Source organism: Arenimonas composti TR7-09 = DSM 18010, from assembly GCF_000426365.1.
Taxonomy (GTDB): Bacteria; Pseudomonadota; Gammaproteobacteria; order Xanthomonadales; family Xanthomonadaceae; genus Arenimonas; species Arenimonas composti.
The window spans coordinates 132,301-150,879 of sequence record NZ_AUFF01000003.1 but is presented as its reverse complement, the minus strand read 5'-3'; the positions used below and the strand labels follow the sequence as shown (position 1 = coordinate 150,879).

The window sequence follows — 18,579 nt, the reverse complement described above, 5'->3', positions numbered from 1 at the left end:
GGGGAGACATCGATGAACCAGCCGCTGTGTGCGGTCCTGCTGGCGGGGCTGTTCGCCGCCGTTCTTTCGCCGGCCTTCGCGGCCGAAGCGCGGCCCGCGCCGCCGCCGGTCGAGTACTTCGCGCGGCATCCGGCCTACAGCGACGCGCGCATCTCGCCGGACGGGCGCTACCTCGCGATCTCGGTCGACCAGGGCGAGAAGGACGTGCTGACCGTGTTGCGGATGTCCGACCTCGGGCTCGTGCACGTCAACGCCCTGCCGGGCGACAAGAGCGTCGCCGGCTTCCGCTGGATCAGCGACGAGCGCCTGGTCTTCACCGCGGTCACCAAAGTCGGCAGCTACGCGCTGCCGGCGAGCACCGGCGAGTGGTTCGGCGTCAACGCCGACGGCAGCCAGCCGCAGCCGTTCATCCACTACGGCCAGCGTTCCGCCAGCGAACGCCGCAAGCAGATCGGCAACGAGCGCTACCAGATGCTCGACAGCCTGGTCGACGAGAATTCGCGCGACGTGCTGATGGCCGCCTACTACCCGCGCTCCAGCGAGGGCGCCGGCGTCGTGATGGTGCGCGTCGACACGGTCAGCGGCGAGCGCCGCAACCTGACCCGGGCGCCGGCCGAGAACTGCGGCCTGGTGCTCGACGAGAAGAAGGAAGCGCGCTGGGCGGTCTGCAGCCAGGACACCGACGCCGCCGGCAACTTCGACATCCACAGCGAGGTCTGGCGCCGCGGCGACGACGGCCGCTGGGTAAAGCTCAACAGCAGCGCCGCCAGTGGCCGCAGCCTGCGGGTGATCACCACCGCCGACGACGGCACGATCTACGCGATGCAGGGCGACGGCAAGGCGCCGGAAGAGTTCGGCACGATCGCCGCCGACGGCAGCTTCCGGCAGCTGTTCGCCGATCCGGTGGCGGAGATCTCGAACTACGTGTTCTCGCCGCTCGACGGCCGCATCATCGCGGTGGTCACCGCCGCCGGCGTGCCGAAGGTGCACCTGGTCGACGAGGAGCATGCGGACGCCGAGATCTTCGCCTCGCTGTCGCAGGCCTTTCCGGGCCAGCTGGTCGATTTCGAGAGCGCCACCCGCGACGGCCGCCAGATCATCGTGTCGGTGCGTAGCGACCGCAATCCGGGCGAGCTCTACCTGTACGACCGCGAGACCGGCCAGGCACGCTTCCTGCTCAAGCGCCGCGCCTGGGTCGAGCCGGCGCAGTCGGCGACGGTGCGCGCGTTCCGCTTCACCTCGCGCGACGGCCTGACGATCCACGGCTACCTGACGATCCCGGCCGGCAGCGACGGCCGGAACCTGCCGCTGATCGTCAACCCGCACGGCGGCCCGATGGGCGTACGCGACGACTGGGAGTACAACTGGGAAACCCAGCTGTTCGCCAGCCGCGGCTACGCGGTGCTGCAGGTGAACTTCCGCGGCTCGGGCGGCTTCGGCAAGGCGTTCCAGGACATGGCCTACGGCAACTGGGCCACCGGGATCATGAACGACGTGCTCGACGCCACGCACTGGGCGATCGACCAGGGCGTCGCCGACCGCGAGCGCATCTGCATCTACGGCGGCAGCTTCGGCGGCTACGCGGCGATGATGGCGCCGGCGCGCGAACCCGGCCTGTACGCCTGTGCCTTCGGCTACGTCGGCGCCTACAGCGCGGCGATCCAGATGCAGCGCAGCGACACCAGCCGGCGCGAATCCGGCCTGCGCTACCTGCGCCGCGCGCTCGGCGCGACGGTGGCCGAGCAGAACGCGATGTCGCCGGTGAACCACGCCGACAAGCTGGCGGACCTGCCGGTCTTCCTCGCCGCCGGCGCCCGCGACCCGCGGTGCCCGCCCGAGAACACCGAGGCGATGCGCGACGCGCTGATCGCCGTCGGCAACACCCCGGAAGGCGTGATCATCCAGTCCGGCGAGATGCACGGCTTCTACGGGGTCGACGCGCGCCTCTCGCTGTACTCGCAGATGCTCGACTTCTTCGGCCGCCACATCGGCGGGCGGGTCGACGTCGGCGATGCGGCGGCGGCGGCGGAGCCCGCGGCTCCGTGACCCGCAGGCGCCCCGCGGCGGCGGCGACCGTCGCGGCGCGTCAGTCGCCGCCGAGCCAGCCGGCGATGTCGCCTTCGAGGCGGTCGGGGTCGGCGTCGAACCAGGCCGTGCGCTGGTTCTGGAATCCGAACGTGTAGCGGCGGCGCTCCGGTGGACGGTCCGCGGCTTCGACGAGCCGGCCGTCCTGCAGGCGCAGGAACCGGGCCTCGAGCGCGATGCCGTCGCGACCAGTGCTGCGGTCCTCCACCCAGGAGGTCACCCCGATGTCGCAGCCGCCGCGCGGCGCCGGCGCGGCACGCAGCGCGCCCGGTCCCCAGTCGGCGACGCCGGCGCGCGAATCCAGCAGCCGCCAGTCGTCCGAGAAGACGCGCAGCGTCCAGTGGTTCACGCCGAGCCCGTTGCCCTGCGCGTTCCAGAGCGTCACCAGGTTCTCGCGGACGCCGTCGCCGTCAAGGTCGACGCGGTGCAGCGCGAACGCGTCGTAGCGGCCGCCCATCAGCGAGTCGCGCCAGGCCTGCACCGGCTGGCCGTTCCGCAGCAGCAGCAGCGCGTAGGACCAGTTGCGCGGGTCCTGTTCGTCGACGCGGCCGTCGTCGCGCGCGTACGGCGGCTCGGCCGATCCGTCTTCGCTTTCCCACACCGCAGCCTCCTGCAGTTCGGAGTCGATCATGCAGCGCCACAGGACGGTGTCGGCGTCGACCTGCATCGAGAGGCCGAACAGGCACCCAACCGGGTTGGACGGAACCTCGGGCAGCCCGCCGAAGCGTGCCCCCTCCGTGCGCTCGGGGAGTGGCGGTGCGCGCAGGACTTCCCCGGCGCAGGCCGCCCAGGGCGCGGCGCCGGCGAAGCCCGGCAGCAGGGCGGACAGGATGGCGCAGGCCACGAGCCGGCGCGTGCGGGAAGCCGTGCGGGGGAACGATGTGTTCATGCGCCCCAGCTTAGCGCGGCTCCGCCGGCCTTTGCCCACCGTGTCGGGCGGCCTACCATGGGCCGTTCCTTCCGGAGACCGAGATGATCGTGAAAGCCCTGTTCCCGGCGCTGCTGCTCGCGGCCCTGACCCCGCTGGCGCATGCCGAAGACGCGCGCCGTCCGTTCGACGTCCGCGACCTGGTGACGCTCGAACGCGTCGGCTCGCCGACCCTGTCGCCGGACGGGCGCCGCCTCGTGGTCACCGTGCGCCAGGTCGATTTCGACGCCAACAAGGCCAGCACCGGCCTGTGGATCGAGGACCTGTACGCGCGCGACGCGGCACCGCCGGTGCGCTTCACGCCGGAAGGGATGAACGTGAACTCGCCGGCCTTCTCGCCCGACGGCCGGTACGTCTGGTTCCTGTCGGCGAAGAGCGGCTCGCAGCAGATCTGGCGGCAGGCGATCGGCAGCGACACGCCCGAGCAGATGACCGACCTGCCGCTGGACGTCGGCTCGTTCCGGCTGGCGCCGAGCGGCTACAAGGTCGCGTTCTCGATGGAGGTCTTCACCGACTGCGCCGACTTGGACTGCACCTCGCAGCGCCTCGCCGACACCGCCGCCGGCAAGACCACCGGCGTGATCCACGACCGCCTGTTCGTGCGCCACTGGGACACCTGGGCCGACGGTCGCCGCAGCCAGCTGTTCGTCTCCGAACTGGACGTGGACGGAAAGCTCAGCGAACCCGTGCACATCAGCCGCGGCCTCGACGGTGACGTGCCCTCCAAGCCGTTCGGCGACGCCTCCGAATACACCTGGTCGCCCGACAGCGGCACCTTGGTCTACAGCGCGCGCGTCGCCGGGCAGAGCGAAGCCTGGTCGACGAACTTCGACCTCTTCCACGTCGCCGCCAATGGCGGCGCGACGCCGTTCAACCTCACCGCGGGCAACCCGGCGATGGACACCGGACCGGTGTTCTCGGCGGACGGCACGAAGCTCTACTACCGGGCGATGAAGCGCCCCGGCTTCGAGGCCGACCGGCTCGCGCTGATGGAGCTGGACCTGGTCACCGACGCCGTGCGCGAGATCGCGCCGCAGTGGGACCGCAGCGCCGACGGCATCACGCTGTCGGCCGACGGCGCGACGATCTACACCACCGCCTACGACGTCGGCACGCACGACCTGTTCGCGGTCGACATCGCCGATGGCGACGTGCGCATGGTCGTCGCGGGCGGCAACATCGGCGGCTTCGACCTCGCCGGCGACACGCTCGCGTACACGCGCGACTCGCTGACGTCGCCGGCGCAGGCCTTCGTCGCCCGCGCCGACGGCTCGTCGCCGCGCCAGGTCACGGTCAACAACCAGGACGTGCTGGCGACGCTGGCGATGGGCGAGGCCGAGCAGTTCTCTTTCGCGGGCTGGAACGGCGAGACCGTGTACGGCTGGGTCGTGAAGCCGGCGAACTACGAGGAAGGGAAGCAGTACCCGGTCGCCTTCCTGATCCATGGCGGGCCGCAGGGCAGCTTCGGCGACAACTTCCACTACCGCTGGAATCCGCAGACCTACGCCGGCCGCGGCTTCGCGGTGGTGATGATCGATTTCCACGGCTCGGTCGGCTACGGCCAGGACTTCACCGATTCGATCAGCCGGCACTGGGGCGACCGCCCGCTCGAGGACCTGCAGAAGGGCTGGGCCGCCGCGCAGGCGAAGTACGCGTTCCTCGACGGCGACCGCGCCTGCGCGCTCGGCGGCAGCTACGGCGGCTACATGGTGTCGTGGATCGCCGGCGTCTGGCCCGACGCGTTCAGGTGCCTGGTGAACCACGCCGGCGTGTTCGACACGCGCCTCATGGGCGTCAACACCGAGGAGCTGTGGTTCAGCGAGTGGGAGAACGGCGGCACCGTCTGGGACGTGCCGGAGAACTACGAGCGCTTCAACCCGCTCAACCACGTCGCGAAGTGGCAGGCGCCGATGCTGGTGATCCACGGCGAGAAGGACTACCGCGTGCTGGTCGAGCAGGGCCTGGCGGCGTTCTCGGCGGCGCAGCGCCGCGGCATCGAGAGCCGGCTGCTGCGTTTCCCCGACGAGAACCACTGGATCCTGAAGCCGCACAACAGCGTGCAGTGGCACGACACCGTCAACGAATGGCTCGAGCGCTGGACGGCGGAGTGACGTCGACTTGAACGCTCCGCTACCCCTCGACCTCGAGCACCTGCGGCGCGGCTGCGCGCGCTGCTCGCTGCACGTGCTCTGCCTGCCCGCGGCGATCGAGGGCGAGGACCTGCAGCGGCTGGACGACATCGTGCGCTCGCGCCGGCCGCTGCAGCCGGGCGAGCGGCTTTATCGCGCCGGACAGGCGCTGACCTCGCTGTACGTCGCGCGCGAGGGCGCGTTCAAGACGATCGCGACCGGCGGCGGCGCCTCGCAGGTGATCGGCTTCCACCTGCCGGGCGAGCTGATCGGTCTCGACGGCCTCGGCGACGGCATCCACGCGGTCGACGCCGAGGCGCTGACCCGCGCCGAGGTGTGCGTGGTGCCGCTCGAACAGCTCGAGTCGGTCGCGCGCGAAGTGCCGGGCCTGCAGCGCCAGCTGCTGCGCGTCATCGGCCAGGGCATCGGCCGCGACCAGACGCACGTGGAGATGCTCGGCCGCCGGCAGGCGCCCGAGCGCATCGCGCTGTTCCTGCACGGCCTCGCCGAGCGCTACCGCCAGCTCGGCCGCGGCGGCGAGAACCTGCAGCTGCCGATGACCCGCGAGGACATCGCCAGCTACCTCGGCATCGTCATCGAAACCGTCAGTCGCACGCTGTCGAAGATGCAGGACGACGGCGTGATCGCCGTGCGCGGGCGGCAGCTGCGGATCCTCGACGCCGCGAGACTCGACGCCCTCGCGCATCCGTAGCCATTGCAGGAGCGGCTTCAGCCGCGATCCGCTCTTGCTTCGACGCGCGTCGAAGTCGCAAATCCTCGCCGGAAGCCGGCGGCGCGCGCTTCCGATCCGGAAAGCAGAGCCGCGCGACTCTTACTGCCGATAATCGTGACCGCCATCCCGGTCGAGATCATCGATTGATGCGAGTGTGACTCCATCTGCCGCGGCCTCCAGGGGAAATCGTGCGAAAACTCTGCATCACCGGCGCGTTGATCGTGCTTGCCACCTCGACCGCGCTGGCTCAGGACGGTCGCGCCCCCTGGGAGAACTACGCATCCCGTCTCGCCTCGAGCCAGGAAGTCGGACATCTCGGCGATGACCTGCTCGGCGACAGCGTTTCACTCAACGATGGTGGCCTGAGCTTCTTCGCGACCGACGTCAGCCTGCCCGGCAACGCCGGGCCCGGCGTCGCGGTCGCGCGCAGCTATCGCGTCAAGGACATGCGCTGGCGCATCGCCGACGGCGCGTTCGGCGACTGGGACATCGAGGTTCCGTCGATCAGCGGCAACTACCTCGAGGGCTGGGTCGATTCCGCCGGCGGCCAGGCGCGCTGCTCGGTCGGCGGCCGGCCAGCGCCGGACGCCAGCCGGGGGATCATGGCCTGGGATTACTGGAACGGTTTGCGGCTCGACATTCCCGGCGTCGGTGGCGGCACGCTGCTGGAAGCCAACGGCAACCAGCCTGAAGGCACGTCGATCGTCGACTACCCCTACCTGACCAACGATCACATCCGGGTCGACTGCCTCACGAGCGGGATAGCCAATCCGGGCGCAGGGATCAGCGGCGAAGGCTTCGTCGCCGTGACACCCGACGGCACGACCTACTACTTCGACTGGATGGCGACGCACGAGGAAGCGCCGCTTCGGCAGGGCACCCGGATCATCTTCTTCAGCGATCCGATCGGCAACGTCATTCCGCGCGAGTACGAGATTCCGGTGAAGCGGCACATGCTGCTGGCGACGCGGGTCGTCGATCGCTTCGGCAACGTGGTGAGCTACAAGTACTCGAATGCCGCGGACGGCCGCACGCGGCTCGTCGAAATCCGCAGCGGCGAAGCGACGACCGGCGCCGGTGGTGACGGCCGCCTGCTGAGCCTGTCGTACGACAGCAACGGCAATGTCTCGCAGGTTTCCGACAATACCGGCCGGGTCTGGACCTACGAGTACGGCACGACGCCGGACGGACGCCGCACGCTGGAGAAGGTGAACGTGCCGGGCGGAGACGCCTGGACCATCGACCTGGCGCAGTTCACCGATGCCGAACTGGACTATCCGTTGACTCCGGGGCCGTGGGAGCGCAGCTGCGCGACAGAGCTTATGCCGCAGAACGCCGGGGCGGCGGCGTCACCTGTCGGCACGATCACCCACCCGTCGGGCGCCACCGGCACCTTCACGCTCGGTATCCGCCGGCACGGACGGACCAATGTGCCGCTGTTCTGTGCCAACGTGACCGGCGGCGGCCAGCCGAACGACCCGACCGACGACGTCGCCTACGTGCCGGCGAGCTACGACAGCTTCAGCCTCGTCGCCAAGACGATCACCGGCAACGGCGTTCCGACGGCGCAATGGAGCTACGACTACCAGTCGCCGCGACGCTACAACAATCCGAATGGCGGGCCGTTCGCGAACCCTTACGTCTGTCCGTCGAACAAGACGCTCGAACAGTGCGCGGAAAAACCGGCCTGCACGTCGATCTCGGGTTGTGGCCTGAACGCGACGACCCTGGTGGTCGCGCCGGGTAACCGCTGGGTCCGCTACACCCACGGCACCGAGTGCCGGTCCAACTAGGGCCAGTTGCTGAAGGTCGAGACCGGCTACGGCACCGCCCCGTCGACGGTGCTCGTCGGTGGGCGACCGCAGAACGTCCTGCGCGAGGTCCGCCACGTTTATGAGACGAACCCCGACGGCAGTTGCCCGATCCAGTGGGGTGAAAGCCTGGAGTTCGGCATCGACTACAGCGAGTGCGTCGTCCCGATGACCGAATCGGTGACCTGGCAGCAGGGAGTCGAATTCGTCTGGAAGGAGCTGGCGCGCAATGCGTGGGCGATGCCGACGCAGGTCAAACGCTATTCGCGGGAAGGCGGGATCGAACGCGACAGCCGAACCGACGAGACGACCTACCTCAATGACGTGTCCCGCTGGGTCATCGGCCTGGTCACGCACGAACGCAACGTGGAGCTGGACTACATCACCGCACGCACCGACTATCACGGCACCAGCCGGCTCCCGATCACGATCTTCTGGCCGTACCCCAACGGTGGTACCGCGATCCCGCAGCAGAAGCTGGCCTGGTCCGCGAAGGGCGTGCTCGCCACCGTGCGCGACGGCTTGGACAACATCACCACCCTTTCGAGCTGGAAGCGCGGCGTTCCCAGGCTCGTGACCCATGCCGACACGACAACCCAGGCCGCCGTGGTGAACGATCGCGGCCAGATCACGCGGGTGACCGACCAGCTGGGTTTCGCCACGAACTACGCGTACGACGCACGCGGGCTACTGTCGGCAATCACCTACCCGAGCGGCGATGATGTCGCCTGGAACGCCACCGTGCTGGGCTTCACGAGAACCACCGCCGTCGAGTACGGATTCCCGGCCGGAACGTGGAAGCGGACCGTCCAGACCGGCTCCGGCGTGAAGGTCACCTGGTTCGATGCGTTGTGGCGGCCGCTGATGACCCGCGAGTACGACAGCACCGACCCGGCCGGTACCCAGCGCTTCAGTGCCTGGGAGTACGATGCGGCCGGTGATACCGTCTTCACCGCCTACCCCCGTGCGAGCGTCAGCTCGCTGGCATCGTTCTCGACCGGGACTTACAGCGAATTCGATGCCCTCGGCCGGCTGGTGTTGACGCGCCAGGACTGGGAGGGCAGTGGCCAGCTCGAAACCCTCACCGAGTTCCTGACGGGCTTCCGTACCCGCACGACCAATCCGCGCGGCTTCCAGACGGTGACCGCCTACCAGGCCTTCGATGATCCGGGTGCCGCGGCTCCCACCTTGATCGACGCGCCGGAGAACCAGCGCACCCTCATCCTGCGCGACGTGCTCGGCCGCGCGCTGACGCTCACCCGGACCGGCAGCGTGCCGGGGCATCCGGCCGTCTCGCGTCACTACCTCTACGACTCTGCAAGCCGCCTGTGCCTGCTGTCGGAGCCCGAGACCGGCGGCACTGTGCTGAACTATGACGACGCCGGCAATGTCGACTGGTCGGCCGCGGGCCTGACGATGTCGTCACCCCATCCCCAGCCCGACCCCGCCCTGCAGCCTGCGGCCTGCGACACCCTGCGCACGACCGCATACACCAGCGGCCGCCGCGTCGAGCGCAGCTACGACGTGCAGAACCGGCTTCTGACCCTGGTGTTTCCCGACAATACCGGGAACCAGACGTGGACCTACACGGCCGACGGCCTGCCGGCGACGATCACGACCAGCAACAACGGGCTTGGTGAGATCGTCACCAATGCTTACACCTACAACCGCCGCCGGCTGATGGCCAGTGAGACCTCGGCGCAGCCCGGCGCCTACAGCTGGACCGTCGACTACGGCTACAGCGCCAACGGCCACCTCGCGACGCTGGACTACCCGAGTGGCCTGCAGGTCGACTATGCGCCGAACGCGCTCGGCCAGCCGACCCGCGCCGGCGACTTCGCCACCGGCGTGAAGTATTTCCCGAACGGCGCGATCCGCGAGTTCCACTACGGCAACGGCATCAAACACACGATGCTGCAGAACGAGCGGATGCTGCCCGAGCGCAGCACCGACAGCGGCGGCATCCTCGACCTGGAATACGTGTTCGACGCGCACGGCAATCCCGTATCGATCACCGACTATGTCGATGTGAATCGCAACCGGGCGATGGAGTACGACGCGCTCGACCGCCTGGTCGAGGCGCAGTCGGTCGCCTTCGGCGGCAACGGCATCCACGCGTTCAGCTATGACGTCGTCGACAACCTGCGGTCGTGGACGCGCGGCGCCGGCAGCGGCGATCCGGGCAAGGACTTCGCGACCTACGAATACGACGGCACGACCAACCGGCTGACGCGCATCCTCGGCAGCGGCAGCCAGGTCCGCCACACGTTCACGTGGGACGCGCAAGGCAACCTGCGCACGAAGGACGGCACGACGTTCAATTTCGACTACGGCAACCGCGATCGCGGCATCGCCGGCCAGGAAGGCATGCGTTATGACGGCCACGGCCGCCGCGTGTCGACATGGATGCCGACCACCGGACTGGCTCGCTTCTACCTGTATGCCGCGGGCGGCCAGCTGCTGTTCGAAGGCAACGAGACGGACGGCCGCAACACCGATCACATCCATCTCGGCGGCAGTCTCGTCGCGACGGTCGACTACCTGCACGGCGGCGGCGGAACCCGCGTCCACTACAAGCACACCGACGCACTGGGCAGCCCGGTCACCACGACCGACGAGAACGGCGCGCGGGTCGGGGACTACGTGGTCTACGAGCCGTTCGGCCAGGCGCTCGGCGCGCCGATCGACGGCGTGGGCTTCACCGGCCACGTGATGGATCCGCAGAGCGGGCTGGTCTACATGCAGCAGCGCTACTACGACCCGGAGGTGGGGCGGTTCCTGAGTGTGGATCCGGTGGCGGCAGACACGATCGGCGGGCTGAACTTCAACCGCTACAACTATGGAAACAACAATCCATACCGATTCACTGATCCAGACGGACGGCAGTCGACCTCGACTACAGCTAGCAGCGAAGAATGGAAGCGTCGGGCAGCTGAGCGGAACGGGCGAAGGCCACTCGTCGCCAGCAGCGGAACTACGGATGACGGCGTTGAATCTGGTAGCACGCCATCGGCGACTCAGGAGCCAGTGGCCAACGCAACGGCGGCACAGAGACAAGTTCTAGCGACGGGAAATGCGCGAATATTCGGCAGGACGGACAATGGCCGAGAGTACAAGTTCCAAATGGACGATTCCGGCGCTATCCGTGGCAGAAACCAGGACAACTGTACTGGAGATGACCGCTGCACGTTTGTGCCTGGAACAATTTTTGTCAACTCCACTTTGCTTGGGCACGTTCACGCCATTCCAGCTGGCTATGAGAATATGTCGGACGCGAAGAAGTACTCCCGTTCGTTCATTGGTCCAGGCGATCACGCTCCACTTTCAATCGGGCGTGCAAGTGGAGTCGTAATGCCAAGCGGAGAACGGTACGTTATTACCGGTACATACTCTGCGCCGGTCGTCGAGTATCTCGGCGGCGGCGACGCACGGTTTGGCGCATACGTACAGGCCAACTGGAGGCCTGGTATGACGCCGTCTGAAGTCGCTGCTTCGGTCGAAGGTTTTCTTGATGGTGTGACCTGCCCCCTGTCTTAGGGCCAGTTCCTATTTCGTAGAGTCCTGGGTTGCGAGCTTACCGCCCGCAGGTCGGTTGGCAATGCTGCCGTCCTGTCGCAGCGCGGCAGAGAACTCAGCAGGAGTCCGGTTTCCGATGGCGCTGTGTGGTCGCGCCTCGTTGTAGTCCCGGCGCCATGCCGAGATGGCTGCCTTCGCGTGGTCGATGGAAGTCAACCAGGTTTCGTTGAGGCATTCGTCGCGGAACTTGCCGTTGAAGCTCTCGACGTAAGCGTTCTGCGTCGGCTTGCCGGCCTCGATCAGGAGCAGCTTGACCCCATTTGCGGAAGCCCACTGATCCAGCGCCCGTCCGGTGAACTCCGGGCCCTGATCGGTACGGATGGCCGCTGGATAGCCGCGGAACCGACACACGGCGTCCAGGATGTCGGCGACGCCTTGGCCGTTGATGCGTCGACCCACGGCGATCTCGACGGCTTCCTTGGTGCAGTCGTCCACCACCGTGAGGCACTTGATCGGCTTGCCGTCCGCCAGCGCGTCGAACACGAAATCCATTGACCACGTGTGGTTGGGTCCCGAGGGGACGATCAGCGGCCGCCGCTCGACCGCCACGCGCTCCCGCTTACGACGCCGTCGCACAGCCAGCCCGGCGGCACGGTAGAGACGGTGCACGCGCTTGTGGTTGACGAGCATGCCTTCCCGCTCCAGCAGCACGTGCAGCCGCCGATAGCCAAAGCGCCGACGCTCGCCGGCAAGTTCGATCAGCCGCACCTGGACTCCGTCGTCGGTTTTCCTGGGCTCGTAGTGCAGGACGCTGCGCGACAACCCCAGCAGATCGCAGATCCGCCGCTCAGAAATACCCATCTTTGCCCGCACCGCCGCGACTGCATCGCGCCGCGCCTGCGGGCTCAGAATTTTCCCCGGGCCACCACCTTCAGCGCCTCGTTATCCAGCATGGCTTCGGCCAGCAGCTTCTTGAGCCTGGCGTTTTCCGCCTCGAGCGTCCTGAGTCGCTTGGCATCCGGCACTTCCATACCGCCGAACCGCCGCCGCCACAGGTAGAACGACGCATCGCTGAAGCCGTGCTTGCGGCACAGCTCCTTGATCGGGGTGCCGGCGGCGGCCTGCTTCAGGAAGCCGATGATCTGCTCGTCGGTGTAGCGCTTCTTCATTTCCGTCCTCGTGTTGATGACGGACTCTACTTAGATCAGAGTGGCGCGGAAATCGGGGGGCAGGTCAGGTGGCAGATGATCATGAAGAGGAATGACATAAGAAGCACGTCAATTCTTTTGGTTGCGCTAGTGTTGGGGTCGTGCGCGGGGATTGAGACAGTCGCTGTCCAGAGATTGGAAGCACTGCGTCAGCTCAAGGACACCATAAATTTCGTTGTGGTCGAAGGCTGTGTTGCCTTGACGCCGATGGAGACCTTTGCTCTTTACGACGACTGTCGCCTTGCGGAGAGCGCAGAGCCGGCGGCCGCGATCGATGTCTCATTTGTGGGGTTTGATGTCGATGTTCCAGCCGACGGAGGCGTCTGCATGCGAATAATCGGTGACTACATCGCGTTTGGCCCGAATACGCTTGCAATGGGCTACTACTTCGGGCCAAACGGACACCTTCAAGCTAGACAAGCTGACTTCATCCCGTGTGAGTCAGCGCAGCCCTCTACACGATGACGCTCACAGACGATCAAGCTGAGGACTGCGACCACGACGAACTTGGAGGAAAGACTCGTCTTGCTGCCTGGTTCCGACGCAGGCGTAAGTGAGTGCTCGGCGATGAGCGAGGTGCTCATGGTTGCGCACATGCGTGACTCATTGGGAATTCCCCGGGACGAAGATGACCTGATCGGAGCGGATGGCATCACGGGTCGGGTGCAGTGAATTATGAACTTCATTGTTGTCGAGGTAACCTGGCAACGGAATTTGTCCGAGTGACGGAGCGTTGCGGCTAGGAACTGCGCGCTCAGACCGACCGACAGCCCAGCGCTTCCAGAACTGCATGCACACCGGGTACGCCGGCGAGGAATGGCGCGGCGATCGTGACGATGCCGGCCGAGGCGATCAGCGCCGCCGAGGCGATGCGGCCCCGGCGCGAGGCCAGCCGTGACTGCAGGCGGGCGCCGGCCCAGGTCAGCGGCACCATCGTCGCCAGGGTGCCGGTGCCGAAGGCGAGCATCACCAGGGCGCCGTGCAGGGCGTCGGCTTCGAGCCAGGCGGCGACCAGCACCGTCGTCGACAGCCCGCAGGGCAGCCAGCCCCAGAGCATGCCCATCAGCCACGGCCGCAGCGGCCCGGTCGAGGGCACCACGCGCGCGCGCAGCGGCGCCAGCGCGTTCCAGGCGACGCCGCCGGCGCGCGTCACCCAGGCCAAGCGACGCGGCCACAGCAGGCGCACCGCGACGACGATCAGTACGGCGCCGAGGGCGATGCGCAGCGTCGTCGCCAGGCCGTCGATGCGCGCGAGCGACAGCAGGGCGCCGCCGAAGCCGCCGACGATCGCGCCGGCGAGGGTGTAGCCGAGCACGCGGCCGCCGTTGAGCGCGAACGCGTTGGCCAGACGCGGCGGCCCGGCGCCGGCGAGGCCGGTGGCGATGCCGCCGCACATCGCGACGCAATGCACGCCGCCGAGCAGGCCGGTCAGCAGCGCCGCGCCGAGCACGACCAGGTCGACCGGCATCAGCGCGGCGGCTCCGTGGATTCGTCGGTGGCGGCCCTGCCGTTCGATGCGGCGTCGTCGCCGCGGCGCGGCTGCGCCGGCGCGTCGTCGCGGCGCAGGATGTCCAGCGCCGGCGTGTCGAGGTCGTCGAACTGGCCGCGGCGCACCGCCCACAGGAAGGCCCAGATCGCCGCGCCGAGCAGCAGGATCGACACCGGGATCAGCGCCAGCAGGATGTTCATGCGGCGATCTTCGCACCGCGGCCGAGGCGCAGGGCGTTGCCGGTGACCAGCAGCGACGACGCCGCCATGCCGAGCGCGGCGAGACCCGGGCCGACCACGCCGATCGCGGCGAAGGGCAGCGCGACCAGGTTGTAGGCGATCGCCCAGCCGAAGTTCTGCCGCACGACCGCCCGCGTGCGCCGCGCCAGCGCGATCGTTTCCGGGATGCGGCCGAGGCGGTCGGCGAGCACGACGATGCCGGCGGCGCGGTGGGCGAGGTCGGCGCCGCCGGCGAGCGCGATCGAGACGTCGGCAGCGGCCAGCACCGGCGCGTCGTTGAGGCCGTCGCCGACCATCAGCACGCGCCGGCCCTGCGCCTGCAGCGCGCGCACTGCGGCGAGCTTGTCCTGCGGCAACTGGCGGGCGGCGAAACGCTCGATGCCGACCTCGGCGGCGACGGCGGCGACGGCGGCGGCGCCGTCGCCGCTGAGGATGCGCACGTCGAGGCCGGCGGTGCGCAGCGCCGCGACCGCGTCGGCGGCGTCGTCGCGCAGCGGATCGGCGACGGTGAACTCGGCGACCGCGACCTCGTCTCGCGCGAGCACCAGCGTGCCGGCATCGTCGTCGCCGGCGGTGCCGGTCGCGAACGAGGCCCGGCCCAGGCGCCAGCGGGCGCCGTCGATGTCGGCCTCGAGCCCGTGGCCCGGAATGGTGGTCACGACCAGGCCGTCGCGGTCACCGGGGTCGAACGCCGCGAAGGCATATGCCAGCGGGTGAGCGCTGCCACGTTCCAGCCGCGCCGCCAGCGCCCGCGCCGCCGCTGCATCGACATCCGCGAGGACGCGCGTCGCGAGCAGGCGCGGCTGGCCGCGGCTCAACGTGCCGGTCTTGTCGAACACGACGGTGTCGACTTCCGCCAGCGCGTCGAGGGCGTCGTCGGCGAGCACCAGCACGCCACGCCGCGCCAGTGCCGCGTGCGCACTCGCCAGCGCGGTCGGCACCGCCAGCGACAGCGCACAGGGGCAGGTGACGATCAGCACCGCGAGCGCGATCTCGAATCCGCGCTCGGGCGACACCTGCCAGCTCCACAGCGCGAACACCGCCGCCGCGACCACCAGCAGCGCCGTCACCACCTGGCCGGCGACGCGGTCGGCGACCCGCGCCAGCCGCGGCCTGTGCGCCTGCGCGTCCTCGACCAGGCGCACCAGCTGCGACAGCCGGGTGTCGGCGGCGATGCGGGTCACCCGCAGCCGCGCCGAGGCCTCGCGGCAGAGGCTGCCGGCCCAGGCGGTGTCGCCGGCGGATTTCGCGACCGGCACCGATTCGCCGGTGAGCAGGGATTCGTCGAAGGCCGCCGGTGCCAGCAGTTCGCCGTCGGCGGCCAGCGCCTCGCCGGGGGCGACACGGAGCACGTCGCCGACCTGCAGCGCCGCCGCGGGTACGCGCTCGCGACGGCCGTCGACCTCGCGCGTCACCAGCGCCGGCCGCGCCCGCGCCAGCACGTCGAGCACCGCGCCGGCGCGCTGCCGCGCCATCGCGCCGAGGAAGCGGGCGATCAGCAGGAACCAGACGAACATCACCGCGGCGTCGAACCAGACCACGGCGCCGCCGCGCAACGTCTGCACCGCACTGGCGAGGTAGGCCAGCAACACCGAGCCGGCGATCAGCGTGTCCATCGCCGGCGCCCGCGCGCGCAGCTCGCGCGCCATGCCGGCGAGGAAGGGCCAGCCGCTGAAGAACACCACCGGCGTCGACACCAGCAGGGCGGTCCAGCGGAACAGGTCGCGCATCGGTACCGACATCGTGGCGTCGTAGTACAGCGCGTCGGCGTACATCATCGCCTGCAGGGCGCCGAGGGTGGCGACGCCGAGGCGGGCGATGAGCGTGTTGCGTTCGCGCCGTCGCTCGCGCTCGGCGGCGGCGCCGCCGGCGAGGTGGGCGCGGTAGCCGAGCGCACCGAGCCGCGCGAGCAGGGCCGACAGCCGCGCGCGCGCCGGGTCCCAGGCGATCCGCACGCGGCCGGTGACGGCGTTCGCGCCGGCCGCCAGCACGCCTTCTTCGCCGGCGAGCGCACGGTCGATCAGCCAGGCGCAGGCGGCGCAGCGCATGCCGTCGACGACGACGGTGATCTCGCGGCCGCCGGCGATCGCCACCGCGTGGCCGGCGAGCACGTCGTCGCGGTCCCAGGCCGCGAAGTCCTCGGGATCGGGATCGACGCGGGCGCCGTCGGCGCTGCGCAGGCGGTAGTAGTCGGCGAGGCCGGCCTCGGCGATCCAGCGCGCGGCGGCGGCGCAGCCCGGGCAGCAGAACGCGGCGTCGACGCCGTCGATGCGGGCGCGCGGCGGATCGGCCGGCAATGCCTCGCCGCAGTGGTGGCAGGCGTCGCGGACATGCCCGGCGGCGGGCGACGGCGAGGCGACGGCCGCGCCGACGGCGGCGCCTGCCCCGCGCGGGGTCATCGCGGCGGCTCCGCCGCGGCGAAGGCCGGCTGCAGGACCACGTCCGCGGCGGGCGCCGACGGGTCCCAGCGGCCGACGATGCGCCAGTGGCCGTCGGCCGGTGCGAGCCGCAGACGCCAGGCGATCGTCCGGTCGAAATCGGCGACGGTGACGACGCCGGCGCCACGCGCGACCTCGATGCGGCGGTCCAGGCGCGCCTCCAGCGGATGCACGAGTTCGAGCGCGTAGTCGCCGTCCGGCAGCCCGTCCAGCGCGATCTCGAAGGCGCCGTCCCCGCGCAGGTGCGCGGTGACGCGGTGGCCGAGCGCGAGCGCGCGTTCGTCGGCGGCGAGGTCGCGCTGCTGCACCTGGGCGCTGCGGCGCACGTCGTCGGGCGCGGAATCGAAACTCAGGCCGGCGCCGACGCCGAGCAGCGCCAGCGTCGCGATCACGCCCACCAGCGGCAAGCCGACGAGCAGCCAGGTCACCGGCTCCCGGTACCAGCGACGCGCGGACGCGTTCACGGCGGCCCGAAGAAGCGCGATTCCGTCTCGGCGCGCAGCCCGCCGTCCTCGCTCTCGACGACGAACACGACGTCGCTTCCGCCACGCACGGCGCCGGGCGGGGCGCGCAGCGTGACCGGCACGGTCAGCACCTCCTCGGCGTCGGCCGACAGCACGCGCGCCGCGTCGACGAGCACCACGCCGTCGGGCGCCTGCACGGCGATGCGGAACGTGCGTGCCTGCTGGCCCTTGTTGACGATGCGCACCTGGTAGCCGTTCTCCACCGTGCCGTCGACGGCCGTGCGGTAGAGCGCGTTGCGGTCGCGGATCACGTCGACGATCAGCGGGTTGCGCCCGGCGATGCCGAACACGAACGCCGACGTCGCGGCGAGCAGCAGCACGCCGTAGATCAGCACGCGCGCGCGCAGGATCCGCGTCGGTTTGCCGTCGAGCGCGTTCTGGGTGGTGTTGCGGATCAGGCCGCGCGGGTAACCCATCCGGTCCATCACCGAATCGCAGGCGTCCACGCAGGCGCCGCAGGCGATGCACTCGTACTGCAGGCCGTTGCGGATGTCGATGCCGGTCGGGCAGACCTGCACGCAGATCGTGCAGTCGATGCAGTCGCCCAGGTCCTCGGGCGTCGCCGCGACCGGCGGTGGCGGCAGGCCGTGCTGGGCGTCGACCACTAGCGACGTGGTCGCGCGCGCATCGGTCTTCTTGCCGCGATGGGCGGCGTCGACGACCGCCGCGGTCGCGACGTCGAGCGGCAGCAGCCCGCGCGCGCGCTCGAGCACGCTGCGGATCTTCGCCTTGCTGCGCGGCCCGCGCGGTTCGCCGCGCATCGGGTCGTAGGCGATGATCAGCGTGTCGCGGTCGAACATCGCGCCCTGGAAGCGCGCGTACGGGCACATGTACTTGCAGACCTGCTCGCGCAGGAAGCCGGCGTTGCCCCAGGTGGCGAGCGCGTAGAACAGCACCCAGAACGTTTCCCAGCCGCCCCATTCGAACGGCACCAGGCGCGCGCCGAGATCGCGGATCGGGGTGAAGTAGCCGACGAACGTGAAGCCGGTCCACAGCGCGAACACCAGCCACAGCGTGTGCTTGGCGAGCTTGCGGCGGATCTTGTCGGCGTTCCACGGGCCGGCGTCGAGCTTCATCCGCTGCATGCGGTCGCCTTCGGTCCAGCGCTCCATCCACAGGAACACCTCGGTCCACACCGTCTGCGGGCAGGCGTAGCCGCACCAGATGCGCCCCGCGAGCGCGGTGACGAAGAACAGCGTCATGCCGGCGATGATCAGCAGCAGCGCGAGGTAGAAGAAATCCTGCGGCCAGAAGTTCAGCCCGAACACGTAGAACTTGCGCGCCGGCAGGTCGAACAGCACGGCCTGGCGGTCGCCCCACGGGATCCACGCGAAGCCGTAGTACATCCCGAGCAGCCAGAACACCGCGATCTTGCGCAGCCGGTCGAAGCGGCCGTCGATCTCGCGCGGGTAGACCTTGCGCTCGGAGACGTAGGCGGCGCCGTCGTCGACGACTTCGATGGGGATACCGCGGGGCACG

Annotated in this window: 12 protein-coding genes; 5 read left to right on the top strand and 7 right to left on the bottom strand. The window is 69.5% G+C overall.

Annotated features, from left to right (window positions below):
• Window positions 1-12: 12 nt before the first annotated feature.
• Window positions 13-2,046 (top strand): alpha/beta hydrolase family protein, encoded by a 2,034-nt coding sequence (locus K311_RS15965; protein ID WP_043797122.1) that lies wholly within the window; start codon window positions 13-15, stop codon window positions 2,044-2,046.
• 40 nt (window positions 2,047-2,086) lie between these two features.
• On the opposite strand, the gene K311_RS0107525 is transcribed toward K311_RS15965, so the two are convergent.
• A complete protein-coding gene (locus K311_RS0107525; RefSeq protein ID WP_154659489.1) occupies window positions 2,087-2,929 on the bottom strand; it encodes a hypothetical protein in 843 nt (280 codons plus the stop codon).
• A 128-nt stretch (window positions 2,930-3,057) separates the two neighbouring features.
• Between K311_RS0107525 and K311_RS0107520 the strand changes: the two genes are divergently transcribed.
• The 4 genes from K311_RS0107520 to K311_RS15955 all read left to right on the top strand — a co-directional run bounded on the left by K311_RS0107520 (window position 3,058) and on the right by K311_RS15955 (window position 11,223).
• The gene (locus K311_RS0107520) at window positions 3,058-5,124 is read left to right on the top strand and encodes an alpha/beta hydrolase family protein (protein ID WP_026816794.1); all 2,067 of its coding nucleotides are present in this window, start codon (window positions 3,058-3,060) and stop codon (window positions 5,122-5,124) included.
• A 7-nt stretch (window positions 5,125-5,131) separates the two neighbouring features.
• Complete coding sequence (locus K311_RS0107515) at window positions 5,132-5,854, top strand: helix-turn-helix domain-containing protein (RefSeq protein WP_026816793.1); 723 nt, start codon at window positions 5,132-5,134, stop codon at window positions 5,852-5,854.
• 209 nt (window positions 5,855-6,063) lie between these two features.
• Window positions 6,064-7,668: an RHS repeat domain-containing protein gene (locus K311_RS15960; RefSeq protein ID WP_154659488.1), complete on the top strand. Its 1,605-nt coding sequence runs from the start codon at window positions 6,064-6,066 to the stop codon at window positions 7,666-7,668.
• A 6-nt stretch (window positions 7,669-7,674) separates the two neighbouring features.
• Complete coding sequence (locus K311_RS15955; protein WP_051239726.1) at window positions 7,675-11,223, top strand: RHS repeat-associated core domain-containing protein; 3,549 nt, start codon at window positions 7,675-7,677, stop codon at window positions 11,221-11,223.
• A 9-nt stretch (window positions 11,224-11,232) separates the two neighbouring features.
• Here K311_RS15955 and K311_RS15950 read toward each other — a convergent pair.
• The 6 genes from K311_RS15950 to K311_RS0107470 all read right to left on the bottom strand — a co-directional run bounded on the left by K311_RS15950 (window position 11,233) and on the right by K311_RS0107470 (window position 18,578).
• Window positions 11,233-12,371 (bottom strand): IS3 family transposase gene (locus tag K311_RS15950; protein ID WP_154659487.1). Its coding sequence is split into 2 segments (ribosomal slippage): window positions 11,233-12,113 and window positions 12,113-12,371, totalling 1,140 coding nucleotides; the frame shifts between segments, so codons are not numbered across the junction.
• Window positions 12,372-13,164: 793 nt separating this feature from the next.
• Complete coding sequence (locus K311_RS0107490; RefSeq protein ID WP_026816791.1) at window positions 13,165-13,878, bottom strand: sulfite exporter TauE/SafE family protein; 714 nt, start codon at window positions 13,876-13,878, stop codon at window positions 13,165-13,167.
• Window positions 13,878-14,099, bottom strand: a complete 222-nt coding sequence (gene ccoS, locus K311_RS0107485; protein ID WP_026816790.1) for a cbb3-type cytochrome oxidase assembly protein CcoS — start codon at window positions 14,097-14,099, stop codon at window positions 13,878-13,880. The genes K311_RS0107490 and ccoS overlap by 1 nt, the downstream gene beginning before the upstream one ends.
• Complete coding sequence (locus K311_RS15945; RefSeq protein ID WP_081683343.1) at window positions 14,096-16,537, bottom strand: heavy metal translocating P-type ATPase; 2,442 nt, start codon at window positions 16,535-16,537, stop codon at window positions 14,096-14,098. Before K311_RS15945 ends, ccoS begins: the two co-directional genes overlap by 4 nt.
• Window positions 16,534-17,040: a FixH family protein gene (locus tag K311_RS17625; RefSeq protein WP_051239725.1), complete on the bottom strand. Its 507-nt coding sequence runs from the start codon at window positions 17,038-17,040 to the stop codon at window positions 16,534-16,536. The genes K311_RS15945 and K311_RS17625 overlap by 4 nt, the downstream gene beginning before the upstream one ends.
• Window positions 17,037-18,578, bottom strand: a complete 1,542-nt coding sequence (locus K311_RS0107470) for a 4Fe-4S dicluster domain-containing protein (protein WP_026816789.1) — start codon at window positions 18,576-18,578, stop codon at window positions 17,037-17,039. The genes K311_RS17625 and K311_RS0107470 overlap by 4 nt, the downstream gene beginning before the upstream one ends.
• Window position 18,579: the final 1 nt, after the last annotated feature.

Bases quoted from the DNA above. Each gene is read 5' to 3' on its own strand.
- K311_RS15965 (WP_043797122.1), top strand. From the start codon at position 13: ATGAACCAGCCGCTGTGTGCGGTCCTGCTGGCGGGGCTGTTCGCCGCC.
- K311_RS0107520 (WP_026816794.1), top strand. From the start codon at position 3,058: ATGATCGTGAAAGCCCTGTTCCCGGCGCTGCTGCTCGCGGCCCTGACC.
- K311_RS0107490 (WP_026816791.1), bottom strand. From the start codon at position 13,878: ATGCCGGTCGACCTGGTCGTGCTCGGCGCGGCGCTGCTGACCGGCCTG.
- ccoS (WP_026816790.1), bottom strand. From the start codon at position 14,099: ATGAACATCCTGCTGGCGCTGATCCCGGTGTCGATCCTGCTGCTCGGC.
- K311_RS15945 (WP_081683343.1), bottom strand. From the start codon at position 16,537: ATGACCCCGCGCGGGGCAGGCGCCGCCGTCGGCGCGGCCGTCGCCTCG.